The sequence below is a fragment of the Ruegeria sp. B1 genome, from assembly GCF_056535885.1.
This window is the reverse complement of the sequence record NZ_JBQFJA010000002.1, coordinates 111478-129399: the sequence shown is the minus strand read 5'-3', so window position 1 is coordinate 129399 and position 17922 is coordinate 111478. Positions and strand designations below refer to the sequence as shown.

Sequence of the window (17922 nt, the reverse complement as noted above, 5' to 3'; positions counted from 1 at the left end):
GCAGCGAATGACTGGAGCGAGCCGATTTTGTTCTCTAATTCCGCAAGATGGTTTGAGCATTTTTGTTCCTGCCGGTTCCAGTGTTCTCTTCGCAGTCGGTGTTGGGTCGCTGCATGATGGCGCAAGAAAGCGTTGATGGATCAATGTTGAAACCGCGTTTGAGATTGGGGTCCCTCCGCACATAATCGGTCGATCTCATCTCCACCATTCGTCCCGGCAGGGACACTGCTCACCCTATATCGGGGTGATCTCGTATTTCTGCCTTTCTTAAGCTGTTGTCCATTTGAATGAAGTTCCATCACACCACATCCGGTGCAAGATCGTCGCCAGTTTCCGAGCAATGGCGACTCGCGCCTTCTTGCCTCCGGAACGCGCGGCGACTGCCATGCCCCATGTCTTCAGCCCACATGCCTGTTTGGTCCGGGTCAGCACCACATTGGCCGCCTCAAAAAGATAGGTGCGCAGCATTGTATCCCCACATTTGGATATCCGTCCTGTCCAATCGACCTCGCCAGATGCATGACGCCTGGGTGTGAGCCCCAAATAGGCACCAACCGTACGCGATCGCGCAAAACGAGCCGGATCATCAATGCCCGACAGGAAAGCCAACGCTGTCATCGGACCAACGCCCGGAACGGTCATGAAGGCGCGAGATTGCGCATTCTCACGCGCAAGGCGCTTGATCTGGCGTTCCAGATCCAAGCGCTGGCGATCAATGTCTGCGCGTGCGGCAAGCAATGGTCCCGCGATGCCCGCCAGTTCAGGAGCTTGCTGACTGACATCGAGTGCCCGTTTTAAAAACACACCGCCATTGGCTCGTCCGATGATCAGACCAAAGCTCTTGAACAAGCCACGGAGCTGGTTCTCCAAGTCGCGGCGCATCTGCACCAAAAGGCTTCGTGCGTTCAGAAGCGCACGAATACGGTGACTGGTTTTGCTCTTCACTTGAACCCGACGGAACCACCCGGTCTGCATGATCCGCGCAAGATCCAATGCATCACTGCGATCCGATTTGTTAATCTGCATCGACAAGGCGGCACTGGCATGACGCGCATCGATGCACTTGCTTGGTAGACCGTTCACCTCAAGCGCGCGGGCGAAAAACTTCGTCGCAGCGGCTTTATTCCGACGCTCGGACAACATGAAATCCAGGGTCTTGCCGTGTTTGTCGATTGAACTGACAGGTAGGGGCGAAGTTTGCGACAGAACCGCCCTGGGCCGGTCTCGACTGATGCAATTGGCAAAATGGCGGCCAAAAACGATTAATCCATTGCCGAATGGTTTCCCGGCTAACCGTCACTCCGCGCTCGGCGAGCAGATCTTCAACATCCCCGGTGCTAAGCGCAAAGCGATGGTAGCCCCAAACGGCATAGGTGATGATCTCACGCGGAAAACGAAAGCCCTTCAGGCGCGGCAATTGGGGCGATATTTTCATGCGTGAGGCCTATCCAGGTCACAACGCGCAAGCAAGTTAGCAATGCCCATCAAAATCCTACGGTGATCGAGCTCAAGCACCATTTGACAAACGTGCGAAATCTGTTGACCACTCCTCTTTTAGTTGTATTTTTCGTCGTAGTAGATAATAACAGCGGCAGGCCACTTCATGGAAATTAATCAAATTCGCTACTTCCTGGCCGTTTGTGAACACGGCAATTTCACGCATGCGGCGAGAACAATGAATGTGTCTCAGCCTTCACTCACGACCGCCATTAAGAAACTGGAGACTGAACTTGGTGGGTCGCTTCTCTTGCGCGATAGAGCAGGATGTCGTCTGACGCCACTCGGAGCAATTGTACAACCGAGGTTGCAGGAGGCGTTGCAGCAGACTTATCAAGCGCAGGTCGAAGCAGCACGCCATGTGCGTTTGAAGCGTGTGCCAATTGGTGTCGGCATTGGAGAAACGATTGGGCAGTCTAAAGTATCGGAGGCGATTGAACGTTATCGGACCCACTACCCGGAGGCAGATATTGAGTTGATTGTTGACAGCCATACGGCGTTGCTCGAAGGACTTCGGAAAGGGCGCTTCGATATAGCGGTGACAGTCGCGCAAGCTTCTGAAGAAATCTTTCACATTGATACACTTTATGAAGAAAGTTACTGCGCTGTCGTTTCGACTGAACATCCTCTGAGCCAACATGAAGCGGTAGCCCTGAAACGATTAGCCAGCAATGAAATGCTGGATAGGCTCAATTGTGAAATGCGTGAATTCATACGTACCACCAGCGCGAATCGCGGTTGTAGGCTTTATGCCGCTTATCGTTCAAACCGTGTTGACTGGCTACTTGAGTTGGCCAGGAACGGAACGGGGTTTTTGATTCTGCCAGAAACCGCCATCCCGAACGAGAAAGGGCTCGTCAAACTTTCAATTGAGGATGTTCAAATTGATCGCCAGGTGGCTGCACTGCGCTGCCGCTTTCAACCCTCACGTCCTGAAGCTCATGATCTGGTTCGGGAGTTGATGAAGATATCATGAAGCATGACGATAGAGGGATTGAGTGAATTGGTTTCGCACACCGCTGATGAAAATTGCGACTTAGGCTCAGGGCTTCGATAACGCCCCCTCAGGGCAAGCAGTTTTGCGTAAGACAATTGATCCGCCGCATCGGTTTCAACTTATGTGTAAAATTTCAGACTTGATCTGACGGACGTCCCAGTGAAAGGCGCCGAGATTGGGTTTTTGGCTGTCCTACTGCTCGAAAGCCCTGATGGGGCATCGCCAGCTTGTTTGCTCGCGGCTGATGGCTGTCTGGCCAGCGTCCGCCAAGCGGCCATCTCGAGAGCGTAACCGTCCCAGAGGTCGAAAGCATCGGCTCAGGCGCAACTCATGAAGCCGCCCCCTGCGCTGCTCCTGAAGCAGAAACCTTTAGCGGCGACCAGCGGAGATTTGGATAGTTACTCATGAGGGTTTTCATGGCGCTTGCATCTTCCATGTAGACTAAAACCATTCCACCTTGTTCTCCTCTAATTGATCCGGCACCACAAGTTTTCGCAGCACCACCTGCTCTCTCCACAGTTTTGACAAAGTCTTGTGTCGCAGATGGCACCACACCTATTCTAGCTAAAAGTCGGTGATTGCGACGCAGCGTTTCAGATGGGTTAACACAGGATTCAAGATCAGATTGTAGAGCATTAGTGCAACTGCTGAACTCTTGCCACAGCGGAACGTCTTTTTCATGATACTTGCGCACCACTGTGACGCATTCTCCAACGGGGCTTGCAGGTGTTCCGTGTAACACCCAGTACCAGCCATCCCCCGTCCACAACGAGTGATGCAGGGGAATGTTTGGCCGACTGAACTGATCGCCATCGACCCTGTTTATACCTCCATAGATGACGGAGGCTGCATCAATAGCGCTACCTTTTCCTTGTCGCAGCCGCTCGCAGAAACGAATGATCTCAATTTTTTCTTCTGGTGTTAAAGTTTCATTGAACAAGTTTTCGTAGAGAACCAAAGTTGCGGCGATTGCCGCTGTCCACGATCCCATCCTTGACCCCAATGGCAACGATGAACAGCTTCCCAGCATTCCTGAAACCGGCAATCGGTGGTCATCTCCAACTTTGGGTGCTGGCAATCGTTGCATGAACGACGCCACAGCATATATTACCAGATCGTCCGGACGATGTAGAATATCTTGAACCGACAACTGGCCGCACACAAATTGATCAAACCGGCGATCAAGTGACTGTTTGAAGTCACCAAGTGTTGAAAATGCATAAAACTCACCGCATGAAACTTGCTGGAAAGCAGTGAGCAATCCTTCACTGCCATGGATTGGCCTCAACCAGACCTCGGTATAGTTTGCAATCGATACGGCGAGTACCGGAGCTTCGTACATTAACGAATACTCCCCCGACAGAATTACTCTGCCGGGGGCGTGTGCTATGGGAGCGTTGACGTGATGATGTTTGTGTTTATCGATCCTGGCCAAACTATACTGCCCTCTCGCTAGTCGGGAGTTCAACACTTCCAGAATTGTGTCGATCTGGCTGCGCTCTGAAAGTTAGATGGGCATCATCGCTAACTGTACTCGACGAGCTTTGCCGGTCCCTGGCCAGTAGCCAGACGGAAAACCAACTTAATGCTGAAGATGGGAGTTTAAGCATGCCTTTTTATCTCTTTCTCAGACCGCAATCTAGGCCAAGTTGACAAATGGCACGGCCAGAGGCGGATCGATGCGATGTTGATGAAGCCAAGGTAGCTTTCTGCAGTCTTGTCATAACTTGTGGCGACACGGCGGGCACTTTTTTATTGTTGAAGCAGCGCTCCACTAAATTTCGAAGGCGATAGAGCGAACCGTTGACGCCGACACGCTTCTTGCGAGATTTCCGCATTGAGATTACGGGTAAAACGTCGCGGCTGTCCATAGGTTTGCCGATGCCGTCGACATCATAACCACGGTCAGCCAGCAGGACGCTCGGCTGGGGTAGATTATCTGCCACGACCAGATCGAAACCGGGATAGTCAGAAGTCTGGCCTAGCATGATTTCCGTCCTTATGGGCAAGCCGAGCGCGTTGACGAGAAGGTGGAATTTGGTCGTACAGCCACCGACTGAGCAACCAAAACCCTGTCGCGGAGTCCTCCTTTAGCGCCAGCGACCTGATGGTAGGCGCGGATTACAGTTCTGTCTATCATCTGGAGTGCATGCGGGACGGCCCCGCTTTCGTTCAGGGCGTCCATGATCCGCTCCCAAAGCCCAGCCAGTGTCCAACGCCGGAACTGGCGGTGGACGCTTGACAATTTGCGAAAATCACCGGGCAGGCCGCGCCAAGGCGCTCCGGTTCGGGAACCCCAGAAAACCTCATCAAGAACACGGCGGTGATCGGTAGGTTTGCGCCCATTCCTCGTCCGACATCACCTGTGCATCGTCCTCACCGGCCAGGACAGATCGGTCAGCGCCTCTCCCGGCTCGGGGGCCTGAGGCAGAAACCACAAGTCCTCGTCGGGCATCGGATCGACATCGTGGATCGAACGTGTCAGGTCGTTCATTTGGTTGTGCCGCAAACTATCAGGCCTATTTGACGAACATGCGTGATCTGAAGTTTGTTCCTGTCGAATAGGTTTTAACATGATCTCATTGAAAGGCTGCCAGTTCCCTAGGCTCTGGACCCATTGCTTTGGTTGCAATCGCCGAACCGGGCTGATTCAAGCTCCTGAACTTCAGGAGGCGTGATGAGTAACTTGTTTTGGTTGACCGACGAGCAGATGGCGCGGTTGCAGCCCTATTTTCCAAAGAGCCGTGGCAAGCACCGTGTGGATGACAGACGTGTTCTGAGCGGGATTATCTTTATTAATCGCAATGGCTTGCGCTGGGCCGAGGCTCTGCGAGAGTATGGCCCACCAAAGACGCTCTACAACCGCTGGAAGCGTTGGAGGTGAGTGGCGAACGCCACGGATTCGAGTGCCGTCACGAACAGGGCGTGTTTGCACGGATCATGGAACGGCTGGCCGCAGAGCATTCCGATCACATAGCGATGATGATCCCCTCTCTGGACATTGCTTCGCAATGCCTTGTCGGGCAGTGGACGCAACCTATCTGAAGGCACATCGCCCGGCTTCAAGCCTGCGGTTGAAAACAGGGGGCGCGGACGTCTGATTGGGCGTACCAAGGGCGGAATGAACACCAAGTTGCATGCTGTCGCCGATGCTTCTGGTCGCCCCATCCGGTTCTTCATGACTGACGGTCAGATCAGTGACTACACCGGCGCCAAGTCCTGAATGCGGAAAGCTTCCGCACGACCAAACAAGACCAGGTCGCCATCAACATTTGGCTCAGACAATACAACAAAATCCGACGACATCACGCACTTGGAATGCGGCCACCTGTCCCTGAAATCTTATTAGAGAAACGTCAGTTTACTGGTACCGAAAATGGGGGCTAGACATCGGGACCTGAAAGAAATCATGGCTGAGCGCGGTGTGCGAGTTGACCATGCCACATTGAATAGGTGGGTTGTGAAACACTCGCCGATCGTCGCAGCTCGTACGCAATCAAAGAGGCGTCCAACTCAGAGTTCACGGCGCATGGACGAAACCTATATTCGTGTGCGTGGTAGGTGGATGTATCTGTATCGAGCGGTCGACAAAGCAGGAGACACCCTTAATTTCATGCTGTCTGAACGACGAAACCGTCCAGCAGCAGAGTTCTTTGCCAACGCGCTTTCTTCGAATGGAATCCCGGGCAAAATAGTCATCGACAAAAATGCAAGCAACGCGGCGGGTATTCGAGAAGTGAACAAGATCCTTAATCGGTTTGGTTGCCCGGCCAAAATCCGAACAGTCAGGTCCAAGTACTTGAATAACCTGATCGAGCAGGATCATCGGTTTATCAAGCGTCGTATATGGCACATGTGCGGGTTCCAATCGTTCGGGCCGCATCGGTTACTCTGGACGGCATAGAGGTCGCAAAAATGATCCGAAAACAGCAATTCTCTAACACCACGACGTCTGGCTTTCGACTATTTGCCGAGATCGCAGGATAGGTGTGCCCAGCAAATCGCTGACTCTGGCCGTTTCAAAAATTTGCGACACAACCCAACAAAGCCCTGCGGTTCCATACTTCCGCACAGAACCATACCTGATATCTATCGTTAAATAGAAAGTAGGAATTGGATTTTCGGCACAGCGTCATGGGATAAACCAGTCGGTGAATAGCATGTGAGGCGGGCGATATCATGAACACTGGATTAACCACAGGTTGGTCTTTTTCGAGTTGAACTCATGGATTTGTTCGTCAAAGGCTTTTCAAAATTGTTGGTTTAAGGGTCCTGCCTTGTTCACGGTTTTCGACTGGTTGGTACTACATGATGTGCAGGCATCTGCGTTGAGGGATGTAGTTACAGCCTATTACATGGGTCAATTGCAAGATAGGCTGCCCGAAGTCGATGAGCAGCCTACACGGCAAAACGTAACGTTTAGCCTTGGAAGCCAAGATTATTGTTTCAAGACTTATGTGATCCCTGCTTTAAGTGGCGGCTTCCTAAATAGTAAAGATGTGGCTACGATACTTCAAAGTGGAGAATTCAAATCACTGGCAACAGGGCAAGTCTATCGGGTTAATACCGTACATCGGGGCGCGGAATTGCCGCCCGTAAATGTGGTGAACTGGCGCGGGCGACCCGAAGATTTGATGTGTTTGGCGCACGAAGCAGCCCATGCGCTGCAGATCAAGCTCTCCGGCTATGACACAATGCCGCCCATTGCACGCGAAACCTGTGCGTTTATAGGAGAGCTTCTTCTTTTGCGCTTTGCCCAAAAGAATAACCCTGCACTTTATCTGGAGTTGGAACAGGTTTGGGCGGAAGAAAACGCAGTCTATCTTCTTGATAATCTGGATGGTTTAGCTTGCGGATTGCTCAAGTTGGATAGGCCCTATCACTATTACATGAATTATCCTCTGGCGCGACTAGCGGCGGTGCGGCTCTTCGCCCGCGATAGCGTCTCTCTGATTGATTTGTTTTTGAGCGGTGCATGCGCAATGAAGCATCTACCGATAGAGGAGTTGGCAGCACAAACCGCTATGCTCACCAATTACTTCCCAGAGTTCCCTGACCCAGATCCAAATACCTCGAAACTGGCTTCCTACAGAGGCATTGGAGCCGTCACAGTGCTTGATCATGCGTCAAACAACGATCAGGTGAGATCGGAGCTTCAAGATTATTACACTAAGCTAGAGGCTCACCTTTTCGAGGCTACTGTACTTGGCTGGCTATCAGAAGATCGGCGACCAATGGGATGCGCGACCTGGAACGGTCAATCCAGTATTGGCGCAATAGACGTTACACGGTCTATTACACCATTCGGCGGCCATGTTTGTTTAGAGGTATTAATGGAGATAAAACGCGAACCTGCAAACTCGAATGAGCTTCAAGGACAGGGTGAGCCAGTATGATCGCTGATTGTTTTTCCAGCGCCGGCTTCGCCGTCGAGCTTTTAGCCCACTCCGAGTATCACCAAAAGTTCGAGATGGTAACGTTTCTTGACATAGATGTATTGGCTCCGCGTTGGTGCGCCCAAGCGCATTTTTATCTGAGTAATGATGGCGTTCCCACAGCGAAGACGACATGGACCTACCTGTCTGAAGACGCCCAGACGGACATTCAAACAAAAGGCCGCGCTTTGGCGGAAAGCGAGTGGACCTGCGGAAGCAGGCTCTTCTTAAACGATTGGATTGTACCCTACGGCTACACCCGTGATTTTCTAGAAGGTACGATGCACAACGTCTTTCAAATTGAGTTTTCCACAAGCGTGCGCCGTAATCCTGGTACTACTGTCTGGCGGATCAATCGCTGTATCTGGATCAACCTGAGAAAATCGCAATATAAGAATACGGCCTTTGAAGTAGCAGAGAACGTAAAGTGTGGGGAGAAAGCTCATCTTCTTCCCAAACCCAAGAGACTGGCACAGCACTCCAGTCTCAAAAACCCGGCTGGAGGCAATCCAGCTCAACAGGAGAAATCATCCAATGAACTGTAACCTGGAAACCACCAGATCTGACCTTCACAGGCTCGGCAATGGTAGAAGAGGTCGTATCCTGACCTCGGACCTTAATTTTTGTTCAATATCAGAAGCTTAAAAAAAGGACTGACGGACATGAAATTCAAATTCTCCACCGTTTGTGCCGTTGCTTTTTTTCTTGCTGCGTGCGCGCAGACAGAAGAGCCTACGCCGGTTTACACTACGCCCGAGTATGACAAATTCGGCGCACCAAGCTGCCCGGTAGGCACAGAGCTGGGCACAACCGAGGCGGGTCAAACCGTCTGCAATCCAGCTGCATCGTGATCAGTTTTCGGTCGGTTTTTATTCAAAGCCGCCGTTACGTATCACTCAGAAAAACCGCCCATGTGGCGGTTTTTTACCTCGTAGAGAACGCAATACAATTCTAAAGCGTTTTGCATTTAACCTGAGACATATCCTGCAGCTTTGAGGAAGTTCCAGCATTCGTTTGGGTCGAATAGATCGCAAATGTCAGCGAACGTTTAGAAGAAGGCACCGGAGATTCTGGTTCTGATGCGCCTTGAGCTTCGAGAATGCCATTTCGATCGGATTGAGATCCGGGCTGTAGGCGGGCAGGAACAAGCACTAGAATCCGCGCCTTCGCAGGGCTTGCGCGGCGCGAGGGCTTTTTGGGGTCGACAGGTTGTTGAGGATGACAACAGTTCTGGAATCGAGCACCCCGACCAGCTGTGTTTCAACGTAGATGTAGAAAGCAGGCCTGTTCATGTCGCCGTCGATCACCCAGGGCGCGATCAGGGCGTCCTGCGTCAGGTCAGCGATAAAGGTCTGCGTGCCATTTGCCGAAGAGTGCGGTGCCGTAGAGCCGTTCTCCGAAAGGCGTCCGCCCCCGAAGCCGCGTGGGGTTTGTTTTGACACGGCCGTCTCGTCGATGAAGACCAGCCTGTGCGGTTCCTGACTCATCCGGGGCTGACGACGCACGATCCAGTCTCGACGGACTTCATGCAGCGCAGGCCGATCACGTTCCGCTGCGATCAATCCTTTTTTACATGACAACCCCGCGCGTTCGAGAGCGCGGTGCAGCGAGGAGAACTGCACCTCTACCCCATATGTCTCGATATGTCTCGGCCAGCGCAGCGGATAACGTAAAAGATCTTTCGCACATTTGACTGAGACGATGGCTGCTTTCAGACAGACTGAGAGGAGTTGAGAATGCACGAAAAAGATAAGCGCAAGCCGATGGGCGCAGTGATCCAGATCGACGAGGCGCGGATACGGGATCACCTGGGCGAGATGGTTCGCGGAACCGTTGAGGAAGCGTTGAACGCAATGCTGGATGCGGAAGCGGATCGGCTTTGCGGTGCTGGCAAATACGAACGGACCGCAGGACGCAAAGACACGCGGGCGGGCAGCCATGAACGTTCGCTCAAGACGAAGGCCGGGTTGGTGAAGCTGAAGATGCCGAAACTCAGGAAGCAAACATTTGAGACGGCAATCATCGAACGGTATCTGCGACGGGAAAGCTCGGTCGAGGAGGCGCTGATCGAGATGTATCTTGCGGGTGTTTCCGTGCGTCGTGTCGAGGACATCACCGAAGCGCTGATGGCAAAGGTGCTGACATAATCCATCCTCCCAAACAGGATGAATCAAAAACTGACCTACATGGGAATCCCCCGATTCAGGTTTGCCCTGAAACGCTTTAGGTGAGCCGAACTTGAGGGTCGATGCCGTTGAGCTTGGCGGTTTCAATGAGGGTGCAGGCGATAACCATAGCTGGATTGCCAACTCGTTTGCGCGGTCTGAACTGGTTAGGCCTCACGTATGAAGATGCCGCCCAAAATGCTGCGCCTGAAGGTTTTTCGTTTCCGCGTGAGATCATCGCTTATGCTGTCTGGGTTTACCATCGCTTTGCACTCAGCCACTGCGGATGTTGAATATCTGCTCGCGAAACGCGGCGTGACGGTCAGTCGGGAAACGATCAGACAATGGGTCAACCGCTTTGGTGGCCATTTCGCGAACTGCATCAGGCGAAACCGACAAGTGGCATTTGGACGAAGTGATCATCCCGATCGCCGGTCGGAAATGCTGGCTGTGGCAAGCAGCGGATGCGAACGGAGATACTCTTGATATCCTCATCCAATCACGGCGGAGTGCCAAGGCAGCCCGGCGCTTTCTGAAGCGGTTGATTTCGCAATTCGGTGAACCTCGTGTCGTGATCACGGATAAGTTGCGAAGCTATTTCAAGCCGATCCGCGATCTTGCGCGACTTGCGCCTGGGCCTCTTCGGCAGCACGTTTCCCACATCCAAGGATGCTCTGATACCGTCCCCGTCATAGCCGCGGTCTGCCAGCAACATGCTCGGCTCCGGCAGGTTATCGGCCATGACCAGATCGAACCCCAGATAGTCTGAAGTCTGCCCCGGCGTAATCTCTGTTCTCATGGGCAGACCATGGGCGTTTGCAAGGAGGTGAATCTTGGTCGTGAAGCCGCCCCTCTCGAACGGCCAAAATCCTGCCGCGGAGTCCCTCTTTAGCGCCCGCTGCTTTATGATGAGCGCGGATCACGGTGCTGTCGATCACTTGCAGGGTGTGAGGAACGGCTCCGCTTTGATTCAAAGCGTCCATGATTGACTCCCATAACCCGGACAGGGTCCAACGCCGAAACTGCCGGTAAACACTTGACCATTTGTCGAACTCTTTAGGTAGGTCGCGCCCTGGAGCACCCGTCCCGTGCGATCCAGAAAATTCCATCAAGAACAAGGCGGTGGTTCGTAGGTTTGCGCCCATTCGGGATGCGAACAGCGAGGATAAAACTCTCAAAGAAAGCCCACTCTTCGTCCGACACCAGGTTTCGTGGCAAGCTGATCTCTATCGCAGATATCAGCTTGAATCACACCAGCGGCGCATGGGAATCACGGCCTAGGCATCTAAACTCGATCACGACAATATTGCCAAATAAGATTGTTTATGCAGGTGTCTTTCAGCGCCCTAAAAACACTTGATTCCGCCGCAGGAACACGCAAACAGCCATCGGCGATAGATGGCCTGTGAAGCAGATGAGAAGAACCATCTTGTTGCGAGAAGGAACGAGACATAAGCATAACTGGCACACTGCAAGCTACCTCGCGAAATGAAGACAGCTGCTCAACAACAATATCGAGATCCACCAGACCGTCGAATGTGTCAAAATCTATGCAGAGTAAATCCCAACACTCTGGAGCATCAAGAATGATCCGCGTAGCGTCTTGGAGGCTTCGGCTGTCTCTAACATTAAAACCTGCCTCCGTGAACAAGTTGCGGATGTCACGCGCCTCCTTTGTTTCGCCCGCGACAAGCATAACCCAAGACCCTTGATACAGCCCAAGGTTAGTATTGCCCTGCCCCCGATGAATAAGCCATTCTAATTCACTCAGAAAGTGTTGATCCAATTCGTCCAGTTCGCCGCTCACACCAACTTTTGACCAAAGCTGACCGAATTCCTTACGATCTGAATCCGCCCTGAGGGTGACAGACTTTTGGAAAGCCAAGGGCAGAAGAAGCGAAACTAAAACACCAACAAAAACGTAGCAGACCATCGCTGCAATCAATCCGTACCCGGCTGATAGCGCTGATCCAGCCACCACAAATCCAGCAAATACGCCAGCTAAAATCGTCGGCAATAAAGGCAGAACCCGTTCGCCCTTGGGGAATGAAACCGGCGGGGAACCTGCTTCCCAGTTTCTAACGCGGGTCATTTTTTTCACACCCATTTATTAATTCGGCGGACAAATTCACCACCTTTATTGATACCCTTTCCTTCATGACTCTGCCTGCCTCGTGTAGTATTTGGTATTGAATACACTCCACGACATGGTGCTAAAGTGCCAATTCCCAGTTTCTATTTAACGATAGATTTTAGCTATGCTTCGGAGGTATTGAACCCAGCGGGCCAACTTCGATTGAGCTCTGCGAGCAATCACCAAAAGCAATCACATGCTGTTCTCAAGAGCTGGCTTCTGCCTGGCCAGTTCTTGAGTGAAACCCCTTATTTCGGGGCGCGCGGGTTGGTGAAGATACCGAAGCGCAACAACATGACGCTCAAATTCAGCATCCTCAATGGTCAGCGAGACAAATTCCTTGCTCCGTGGGATTGCCGTCTCGGGTAATATCAAAAAACCCCTGCCCAATCGCACTAACTCCAGGAGCAAATCAACACGGTTGGAACGATGTGTAAAATTCAGTGTATTTCCGCGGTCAGCGCAGAAACCAAACAAGATTTCACGCATATCGCAGTCGACTCTGGCCAGCGCATCGTTGCCCGCCAACACATCCAGGTTCACGGTTTCCCTTTGACTAAGCGGGTGTGTGGCGGAAACAACAACGCGGTAAGTTTCGCTGTAAAGTGGCTCCGCCTGATAAAGTTCGGATCCCGCATCAGCATTTGTTATGGCGATATCAAAGCGGCCTTCCCGAAGGCCGTCTAGAAGCGCATTTTGTTTATCGACTATGATCTCGAAATTAGTCTCCGGTGCTCGCGCCTGATACCGTGTTACCGCGTCTGCTATTCTGATCAGTCCGATGCTTTCACCAACTCCAACACTGATGGGAAAACCCTCGAGACGAACGTAACGTTTCGCATCTACCACTGCTTGCTGAGTCTGCTGCAACACTTCTTTCAAGTGCGGGAGAACGACTGCGCCTAACGGCGTCAAGCTGCATCCGGCTCGATCACGCAAAAACAGTTTACCGCCCAACTTGTCCTCCAGCTTCCCGATGGCTGTCGTGAGCGAAGGTTGAGAAACATTTAAAGCTCGCGCCGCGTGAGTGAAGTTTCGATATTCAAAGACCGCTAAAAAATATCGAATTTGATTCATTTCCATGAATTTTGTACGCCCTCTCTATCGGCGATGCCCGTGAATCATTCGCACAAGAGATAGCTGCATTATCGATAGTTAATGGCTATATTATAATAGCTAATTGGTATTGGCCATTGAGATCGATATGGCCGAAAATTCATCAACCCCCCTCGGGCAGAGCGTGGCGCGGCAATGTAGGTAATTTTTATTTTGTCGCGTCACGTAACGCTTAAGTTTCTAATGTTCAGGTCCGCGTCAGGCACTACGTTGGAGTGATACCACGATAACGGTACAAATACTGAGACTGGCTCATTTGGCTGGGTAATTTTGGCGGTTTTTTGGATTAAAAACCGCCAAGGATAAATGAATTCGATTAGCAAAGTACTCGAAATAATTTGGGACCAAAGTGTTTCCAGAAAAACCTGAGTCGCTTGGGGATTCCTAGCACTGCTTTGGTTTGATTAATGATGTCCGGGAGGGTTTTTCGTGGAAGTTGGTCACACAAGACCCTGATATCACCCTTTGCGAGATGCGTAACGCGCTGGAGGGTGCTGTTGGGCTGCCGGCTCAGCATTCAGCCATTGGTCATCTTCTCCAACACCTTGACTTTAAGCACAAAAAAAGTCGATGGAGGCCACCGAACATCGACGTGCAAAGATAAAGAAACAGCGCGAAGATTGGGTCCTACATCACACACCTGCAATAGCGCAAATGCCTGATCGCGTTGTATTTTTGGACGAAACTACCGTCAAAATCAATCTGACCCGCCAGCGTGGCTGGGCTCCGCGCAACGAGCGTTTGAAAGCGGATGTGCCGTTTTGGAAGTTGGGGCACGCAAACCCTGATCCCGGAAATCGAAACCGGCACCGTTGTGATCCTCGACAACCTGGCGACCCGCCGAAACAAACAGGCCGCTGAGGCTTCGCGGGAGCATGGCTGTTGGTTACTGTACTTGCCGCCCTACAGCCCGGACCTCAATCCCATCGAAATGGCCTTTCTCCAAGCTGAAAGCCCACCTCCGCAGGATCGGCGCACGGTCCTTCACATCAGTCTTCAAAGCTGTCGGCGAGATCTGTAATTTGTACACCACGCAAGAGTGTTGGAACTTCTGTGGTTGCCGCCCATAGTGCAGTCAGTTTCTGACTGTTCAGGCATGTGATCGAGTGCGAACTTCTGTCAGGCCTCAGTGTGCGACATGTCCAGAAGTCGCGGGCCAGGATGGTAATCAGCGGATCAGGTCCAAATCTACTTCTCGAGCTTTTTAGCTCGTATTCCAACACTGGTTTTCCCAATCCGGATCTGTTCGATCGTTTTGCCCATTCAGGTCATGATCTTCTCACACCTCCGTTACCGTCGTTGGCGGTTTGGCATAGGTATCATGCCGTACCAACCAGCGCCGGATCACGATAATCCTCGTTCTTCGTTAACATGGCCCACATCTGTCGGGCCATCTTGTTGGCCAGTGCGATCGCCACGAGCATCTTCGGCTTGCGCCTTAGCATTCCACCGACCCAACTCTCGGCATTGATCTTGTGGCGTCCGCGACCGATGACGCGTGACATTGCACCAATGATCAGAAGGCGACGAATATCGGATTGACCTGCTTTGGTCATGCGCCCCAAGCGTGCCTTGCCCCCAGAGGAATGCTGCCTGGGAACCAAACCCAACCAAGCGGCAAAATCCCGTCCCGTGTCGAATTGCGCCATGTCGGGTCCGAACGCTTCCACCGCGATCGCCGTTACCGGCCCCACACCCGGCATGGTCTGGAGCCGACGAGCTCTATCCGACCCGGCGGCCAGCGTCTTCAACTTCGAGCTGCGCCCAGTGATACGTACGGTTTTCTCTGAAATCTGTGACAGCAGATCCTGGCATTCCTCCCGGATAAGTATAGGCAGGTCTGAAGTCCCATCCTCCACAAGCACCGCCATACGATTAAGGTTACGTATTCCTACGGGAAACACATAGCCATGTTCATAAAGCAGAGCTCGCAAAGCGTTCACATCTCCGGTACGCTGGCGGATCAGCCGTTCCCGGCTGCGAAACACAGCCGCGCGCGACTGTTGCTCAACCGTCTTGGGCTCCACAAAACGCATCTCGGGCTGTCGTGCCGCGATGACAATTGCCTCAGCATCGGCGGCATCGTTTTTTTGTCGTTTCACGAAAGGCCGAACATATTGCGGCGCGATCAGCCGGACTTCATGGCCAAGCTTGGCCATTTCTCGCGCCCAGTAGCTCGCGCTGCCACAAGCCTCCATCGCCACGACGGCGGGTTCGGTCTTGGACATGAAATCCCGAAACTGAAACCGCGTCACTTTCTTACGAAACTTCAAGTGCCCGGCCACGCTGGCCCCGTGAAGCTGGAAAACGCTCTTTGCTAGATCAACACCGATTATTGTATCTTTCATTTGCCGTCCTCTCCTTTGCGTGACGTTGAACATCACAACCTTGGCACATCGCGATGCCGTCTGGGGAGGGCGGCAACCATCCCATCTACTTCAGGGCTGCTGGATATGCCTCAGGTTAATTTAGAAATGCTTTAGGCGGCGTCTGCATTTAGCCAACCCAAGCCATTGCGCATGAGAGATCGACGAAGGCTTTGAATGAGCTGACGGTTTTCTCGCATCGCAGGGCGATCCGGAGGAAGCCTTGATAAGGTTGAAGAAACACTCAACCGAGTGCCGTTCTTTGTAGAGCATCCAGTCGATGTAGCGGTCCTCAAGACGGGTGGAATTGCGCTTGATATGCGCAGTTGCCCCCAAATCATCGGCGATGAAGGCGCGCAGATTATCGCCATCCACGGCCGCGTGGATCTTCGCCGTCAGGCCGCCTTTGGAGCGACCAATACAGGCAACTTCAAGCCCCGCTTTTGAGAGGTCGCCTCCGCATGTGTCTTGTAGATGGTGGCGTCCACGAGGACATATTCGAAATCGGGGGCAGTGCTGAACGCTTTGAAAAGACTCCCCCAAACACCGGCTATCGTCCAACGTCGGAACTGGGACTGGACCGTCCGCCAGTTGCCCAATTCCGGCGGCAGATCGCGCCAGCCAAAGGATCGCGTCAAGAAACAACCGGTTGTCAACAACCGTGCGCCCCTGATCCCCTTCTTGCCAAGAACCAAAGGTTCGATGATTGCCCATTGCCTGTCCGTTAAAGTTCGCCTACTCAAGATCGCCTCCCGTTTTTGATCTTGAATCAAACAGAAAGAAATTTGGGAATCCCCTAAATGCAGACGCCGCCTAGGCCAAAACGATAAAAATTGCCCTAGGTTTTCAGCCCCGGCATATTGGTGGATCGGATTTGGGATGGTTCGATCTAGTTATGATGTCCAGATTTTGCAGATGTATTCGTATGGCGTGAGCCCGTTGAGCATCTTGAGCTGGCGAGCGTAGTTGTAGACATCGAGGAAGTCGGCGATATGGCTTCGAAACCGTTTGTGACTTTCGTAGTGGTAGCGTTTGACGGTCGAGTCCTTGATCGTGCGGTTCATGTGTTCAACCTAGCCATTGGTCCACGGATGGTTCGGTTTGGTCAACCGATACTCAATCCCATTGGCCTCGCAGACCATGTTGAGACGCATCGGCTGAGAGTAGTTCGTGTTTCGGTTTCGCGGCTGTTACGCGAACTGGATACCGTTACCTGCCGCAACAGGTCACCTTATTCAACGGATCGGTGGCGGAGAACATCGCGCGCATGAGCTGATCCTGTGGCTGGAAAAAGGCTATGACACGTTTCTGGAAGGCAATGACAGCCAGTTGTCAGGCGGCCAGAAGCAGCGGGTCGCCCTAGCGCGCGCTCTATGGCGATCCGGTTCTGCCAATACTGGATGAGCCGAACTCGGCCCTAGATGCTGAAGGAGCCGAAGCTTTGAACGCCGCAATGCGCGACGTTCAACAACAGGACAGCATCGAAGCCGATCTCATCGCGGGGCAGCAACGCCTGTTTGACGCTCGCCTCAACACACTGGCGCAACAGACCGAACAACTGGGCAAGCAGCGGATGCGAACGGAGATATTCTTGATATCCTCATCCAATCACGGCGGAGTGCCAAGGCAGCCCGGCGCTTTCTGAAGCGGCTGATTTCGCGATTCGGTGAACCTCGTGTCGTGATCACGGATAAGTTGCGAAGCTATTTCAAGCCGATCCGCAATCTTGCGCCGGATGCGGAACACCGAGCACACAAAGGGTTGAAAAATCGGATCAAAGGGTCACATTGACCCACTCGAAAGCGTGAAAAGCTCATAGGACGCTTCAAGTCGCTAAGGCAGACGCAAAGGTTCTTTTCTGCTCAAGACCAGATCAACACCATCTCTCGATCCCGTTGCGATCAACTCGCTACCGTCTCATACCGTCTCATACCGTCACGCCAGAACCGATGCTTTCGGCCTCTTGAACGGCCGCGCACTCGAAATGATCGCCTGATAGACGCAGACCAGACAGCCATCAGCCGCGTGTAAACAAGTTGGCAATGCCGATTTGCTACATCTGAAATAGTTATTGGCTATAATAAAATAGTGCAGCAGTATTGGCCTCCGAAATCAAGATAGCCGAAACTCTTTAGACGCAGCGTGACGCAGTTCGGAGGGTAATTTTTCTAACCGCGTCACGCATTGCGGGGATGTCTAAACAAAGGATCGA

Annotated in this window: 17 protein-coding genes and 10 pseudogenes; 13 read left to right on the top strand and 14 right to left on the bottom strand. The window is 52.5% G+C overall.

Annotated features, from left to right (window positions below):
* Nucleotides 1-267: 267 nt before the first annotated feature.
* Nucleotides 268-1173 (bottom strand): IS110 family RNA-guided transposase, encoded by a 906-nt coding sequence (locus ACR3ES_RS23310; protein WP_480426312.1) that lies wholly within the window; start codon nt 1171-1173, stop codon nt 268-270.
* Between the two features lie 81 nt (nt 1174-1254).
* Nucleotides 1255-1435, bottom strand: a pseudogene (locus ACR3ES_RS23305) (IS6 family transposase); the annotation flags it as partial.
* Between the two features lie 168 nt (nt 1436-1603).
* On the opposite strand from ACR3ES_RS23305, the gene ACR3ES_RS23300 reads away from it, so the two are divergent.
* Nucleotides 1604-2473, top strand: a complete 870-nt coding sequence (locus tag ACR3ES_RS23300) for a LysR family transcriptional regulator (RefSeq protein ID WP_170438178.1) — start codon at nt 1604-1606, stop codon at nt 2471-2473.
* Nucleotides 2474-2822: 349 nt separating this feature from the next.
* Here the strand turns inward: ACR3ES_RS23300 and ACR3ES_RS23295 are convergent, their stop codons facing one another.
* The 3 genes and pseudogenes from ACR3ES_RS23295 to ACR3ES_RS23285 all read right to left on the bottom strand — a co-directional run bounded on the left by ACR3ES_RS23295 (nt 2823) and on the right by ACR3ES_RS23285 (nt 4988).
* Nucleotides 2823-3836, bottom strand: a complete 1014-nt coding sequence (locus ACR3ES_RS23295; RefSeq protein WP_170438180.1) for a GHMP family kinase ATP-binding protein — start codon at nt 3834-3836, stop codon at nt 2823-2825.
* A 260-nt stretch (nt 3837-4096) separates the two neighbouring features.
* Nucleotides 4097-4850: pseudogene (locus ACR3ES_RS23290) on the bottom strand (IS5 family transposase); the annotation flags it as partial.
* A 3-nt stretch (nt 4851-4853) separates the two neighbouring features.
* Nucleotides 4854-4988, bottom strand: coding sequence for a hypothetical protein (locus ACR3ES_RS23285; protein WP_480425638.1), 135 nt, complete (start codon nt 4986-4988; stop codon nt 4854-4856).
* A gap of 183 nt (nt 4989-5171) precedes the next feature.
* Between ACR3ES_RS23285 and ACR3ES_RS23280 the strand changes: the two are divergent.
* The 6 genes and pseudogenes from ACR3ES_RS23280 to ACR3ES_RS23255 all read left to right on the top strand — a co-directional run.
* Nucleotides 5172-5708, top strand: a pseudogene (locus tag ACR3ES_RS23280) (IS5 family transposase); the annotation flags it as partial.
* Nucleotides 5709-5713: 5 nt separating this feature from the next.
* On the top strand, nt 5714-5881 hold the full coding sequence (locus tag ACR3ES_RS23275; RefSeq protein ID WP_480426311.1) for an integrase core domain-containing protein: 168 nt from the start codon (nt 5714-5716) through the stop codon (nt 5879-5881).
* Nucleotides 5868-6481: pseudogene (locus ACR3ES_RS23270) on the top strand (IS6 family transposase); the annotation flags it as partial. The gene ACR3ES_RS23275 and the pseudogene ACR3ES_RS23270, both read left to right, overlap by 14 nt.
* A gap of 290 nt (nt 6482-6771) precedes the next feature.
* Nucleotides 6772-7890: a hypothetical protein gene (locus ACR3ES_RS23265; RefSeq protein ID WP_480425639.1), complete on the top strand. Its 1119-nt coding sequence runs from the start codon at nt 6772-6774 to the stop codon at nt 7888-7890.
* The gene (locus ACR3ES_RS23260; protein WP_170438184.1) at nt 7887-8474 is read left to right on the top strand and encodes a toxin-activating lysine-acyltransferase; all 588 of its coding nucleotides are present in this window, start codon (nt 7887-7889) and stop codon (nt 8472-8474) included. Before ACR3ES_RS23265 ends, ACR3ES_RS23260 begins: the two co-directional genes overlap by 4 nt.
* A 117-nt stretch (nt 8475-8591) precedes the next feature.
* Nucleotides 8592-8780 carry a hypothetical protein gene (locus tag ACR3ES_RS23255; RefSeq protein WP_170438186.1) on the top strand — a complete coding sequence of 63 codons (189 nt, stop codon included), beginning with the start codon at nt 8592-8594 and terminating at the stop codon, nt 8778-8780.
* Nucleotides 8781-8966: 186 nt separating this feature from the next.
* On the opposite strand, the gene ACR3ES_RS23250 is transcribed toward ACR3ES_RS23255, so the two are convergent.
* Together ACR3ES_RS23250 and ACR3ES_RS23245 are read right to left on the bottom strand one after the other, a co-directional pair.
* Nucleotides 8967-9077 (bottom strand): transposase, encoded by a 111-nt coding sequence (locus ACR3ES_RS23250; protein ID WP_480425641.1) that lies wholly within the window; start codon nt 9075-9077, stop codon nt 8967-8969.
* A gap of 3 nt (nt 9078-9080) precedes the next feature.
* A complete protein-coding gene (locus tag ACR3ES_RS23245) occupies nt 9081-9551 on the bottom strand; it encodes a transposase (RefSeq protein WP_480425643.1) in 471 nt (156 codons plus the stop codon).
* Between the two features lie 141 nt (nt 9552-9692).
* Between ACR3ES_RS23245 and ACR3ES_RS23240 the strand changes: the two are divergent.
* Together ACR3ES_RS23240 and ACR3ES_RS23235 are read left to right on the top strand one after the other, a co-directional pair.
* Nucleotides 9693-10055, top strand: a pseudogene (locus ACR3ES_RS23240) (transposase); the annotation flags it as partial.
* 219 nt (nt 10056-10274) lie between these two features.
* A pseudogene (locus tag ACR3ES_RS23235) lies at nt 10275-10726 on the top strand (IS6 family transposase); the annotation flags it as partial.
* On the opposite strand, the pseudogene ACR3ES_RS23230 reads toward ACR3ES_RS23235, so the two are convergent.
* The 3 genes and pseudogenes from ACR3ES_RS23230 to ACR3ES_RS23220 form a co-directional block, all read right to left on the bottom strand.
* Nucleotides 10639-11324, bottom strand: a pseudogene (locus ACR3ES_RS23230) (IS5 family transposase); the annotation flags it as partial. The pseudogenes ACR3ES_RS23235 and ACR3ES_RS23230 sit on opposite strands and share 88 nt — an antisense overlap.
* A gap of 55 nt (nt 11325-11379) precedes the next feature.
* Nucleotides 11380-12201 carry a hypothetical protein gene (locus ACR3ES_RS23225; protein WP_480425644.1) on the bottom strand — a complete coding sequence of 274 codons (822 nt, stop codon included), beginning with the start codon at nt 12199-12201 and terminating at the stop codon, nt 11380-11382.
* 219 nt (nt 12202-12420) lie between these two features.
* On the bottom strand, nt 12421-13311 hold the full coding sequence (locus ACR3ES_RS23220; protein ID WP_480425645.1) for a LysR family transcriptional regulator: 891 nt from the start codon (nt 13309-13311) through the stop codon (nt 12421-12423).
* Between the two features lie 784 nt (nt 13312-14095).
* On the opposite strand from ACR3ES_RS23220, the gene ACR3ES_RS23215 reads away from it, so the two are divergent.
* A complete protein-coding gene (locus ACR3ES_RS23215) occupies nt 14096-14365 on the top strand; it encodes a transposase (protein ID WP_170438273.1) in 270 nt (89 codons plus the stop codon).
* A 298-nt stretch (nt 14366-14663) separates the two neighbouring features.
* On the opposite strand, the gene ACR3ES_RS23210 is transcribed toward ACR3ES_RS23215, so the two are convergent.
* The 4 genes and pseudogenes from ACR3ES_RS23210 to ACR3ES_RS23195 form a co-directional block, all read right to left on the bottom strand.
* The gene (locus ACR3ES_RS23210) at nt 14664-15692 is read right to left on the bottom strand and encodes an IS110 family RNA-guided transposase (RefSeq protein WP_170438271.1); all 1029 of its coding nucleotides are present in this window, start codon (nt 15690-15692) and stop codon (nt 14664-14666) included.
* A 120-nt stretch (nt 15693-15812) separates the two neighbouring features.
* Nucleotides 15813-16085: a hypothetical protein gene (locus ACR3ES_RS23205; protein WP_170438352.1), complete on the bottom strand. Its 273-nt coding sequence runs from the start codon at nt 16083-16085 to the stop codon at nt 15813-15815.
* 20 nt (nt 16086-16105) lie between these two features.
* Nucleotides 16106-16405, bottom strand: a complete 300-nt coding sequence (locus ACR3ES_RS23200) for a transposase (RefSeq protein WP_480426310.1) — start codon at nt 16403-16405, stop codon at nt 16106-16108.
* Nucleotides 16406-16603: 198 nt separating this feature from the next.
* Nucleotides 16604-16849 (bottom strand): annotated as a pseudogene (locus tag ACR3ES_RS23195) (integrase core domain-containing protein); the annotation flags it as partial.
* 71 nt (nt 16850-16920) lie between these two features.
* Between ACR3ES_RS23195 and ACR3ES_RS23190 the strand changes: the two are divergent.
* From ACR3ES_RS23190 to ACR3ES_RS23180, 3 genes and pseudogenes are all read left to right on the top strand, one after another.
* Nucleotides 16921-17178, top strand: a pseudogene (locus tag ACR3ES_RS23190) (ATP-binding cassette domain-containing protein); the annotation flags it as partial.
* The gene (locus ACR3ES_RS23185; protein ID WP_480425770.1) at nt 17164-17355 is read left to right on the top strand and encodes a hypothetical protein; all 192 of its coding nucleotides are present in this window, start codon (nt 17164-17166) and stop codon (nt 17353-17355) included. The pseudogene ACR3ES_RS23190 and the gene ACR3ES_RS23185, both read left to right, overlap by 15 nt.
* A pseudogene (locus tag ACR3ES_RS23180) lies at nt 17274-17706 on the top strand (DDE-type integrase/transposase/recombinase); the annotation flags it as partial. The gene ACR3ES_RS23185 and the pseudogene ACR3ES_RS23180, both read left to right, overlap by 82 nt.
* Nucleotides 17707-17922 lie beyond the last annotated feature (216 nt).